General features: G+C 47.7%; 2 protein-coding genes. Both read left to right on the top strand.

Annotated elements, in window-relative coordinates; all coding sequences use genetic code 11:
* Positions 1-44: 44 nt before the first annotated feature.
* Positions 45-416, top strand: coding sequence for a hypothetical protein (locus L6773_RS21195; RefSeq protein WP_237856671.1), 372 nt, complete (start codon positions 45-47; stop codon positions 414-416).
* 23 nt (positions 417-439) lie between these two features.
* Complete coding sequence (locus L6773_RS21190; protein ID WP_237856670.1) at positions 440-1,330, top strand: IS3 family transposase; 891 nt, start codon at positions 440-442, stop codon at positions 1,328-1,330.
* The last annotated feature ends 84 nt before the right edge of the window (positions 1,331-1,414 follow it).

Raw genomic sequence — 1,414 nt, 5'->3', positions numbered from 1 at the left:
GGTCTTAAACTGAAATAGGTTGACACAATTTAAGGAGTCAGCCGATGAAAAATAAACAGAAGAAACCCCAACCTACCTATAGTGATAGCTTTAAACTGGGGGTTGTCAGACGTGTAGTCAATGGTGAATTAACCAAAGAACAAGCCCGCGTGGAGTTTGGTATTGGAGGCAACAGTTCGATTCTGGAATGGATGAAAAAATATGGATATTGCAGGGATTCATTCACCCAATCTGCCATGGCAACATCTGACGATAAAACCGGTCCTGAGGAGTTAAAAAAGAAGGTCCGGCAATTAGAAAAGCAGCTTCAAACCGAACGCATCCGCTCGGAGTTTTACCGGACCATGATTGATGTAGCTGAGCGTGAGCTGGGTATTTCCATTCAAAAAAAGTCCGACACCAATCCATCCGATTAATCCGCCGCAGCTATCGGATCTCGATGAGCCAAATAGCTGAGTGGATTGGTATAAGCAGGCAAGCGATTTATAAATCACGAAAGCGATTTGATCAGCGTGGAGATCTCCGGGAGAAAATCACCGAATTTGTACAGGCGCAGCGCCTGATCAACAAGAAAATAGGGGGTGTAAAATTGCAGCGTTGTTTTGTCAGGGACCATCCTGAGGACCCTATTGGACGCGATCGGTTTTTGGATGTTCTTCGGGATGCGGGGTTATTACTGCGAAGAAAACGGGCCCCAAAGAGCGCTTCGGCCAGTTCGGCCGAGCGGACCGGCCGCCAGGACCTGGCCCATAAACTCAGTGTGGCAGGCCCCGGTCATCTTTGGGTACAAGATGATACAGAGGTAGTCATTCTTCAGGGGAAGGCTTATCTGGCGTTGTCTACAGACGCTTACAGCCACAAGGTCGTGGGGTATAGCTGGTCGCAGCGAGCCAACAGTGAGCATGTTCAAGCCGCTCTGAAGATGGCCTTAGCTGGTCATGTGCATGGAGAGATGACCTTGATCCACCACAGTGATAATGGCAGTATTTATGGCAGCAAAGCTTATCAGCTATTGTTAGAGAACGAACCCATCGTCCTCAGCTGGTCTCCACCGGGTCGCCCGGATCGCAATGCCATAGCCGAACGGATCAACTTAACATTTAAACAGGAATATTTATGTGATTCACATGCGAAAAGCTTCCAGCAGATTAAACTAGATTTACCGGTATACATTCGTCACTACAATGAATCCAGGCCCCACATGAGTTGCGGGAACAGCTATCCTTCCAAGGTGCATGAAGGAATTGCCCAGCCAAAGAAACTATGGAAACAGCGGCCTGCCAGCTATCCGCGCTCTTCTCCGGAGGGGTATCCCCTCCGTAGTAGATAGCTTGTTAGAAAGAAAAGTGTTAACCTCCCTCAGGAATAACAGTAAATAAACATTAAAACTGTCAACCTAAATCAGGAAAAGACG

This window comes from Rhodohalobacter sulfatireducens, from assembly GCF_022012475.1.
GTDB lineage: Bacteria > Bacteroidota > Rhodothermia > Balneolales > Balneolaceae > Rhodohalobacter > Rhodohalobacter sulfatireducens.
Note: the sequence above shows the minus strand (reverse complement) of the source record. Positions and strands in the feature narration are given on the sequence as shown.

Excerpts from the sequence above, each read along its gene's own strand:
- L6773_RS21195 (WP_237856671.1), top strand. The coding sequence starts at position 45 with ATGAAAAATAAACAGAAGAAACCCCAACCTACCTATAGTGATAGCTTT.
- L6773_RS21190 (WP_237856670.1), top strand. The coding sequence starts at position 440 with ATGAGCCAAATAGCTGAGTGGATTGGTATAAGCAGGCAAGCGATTTAT.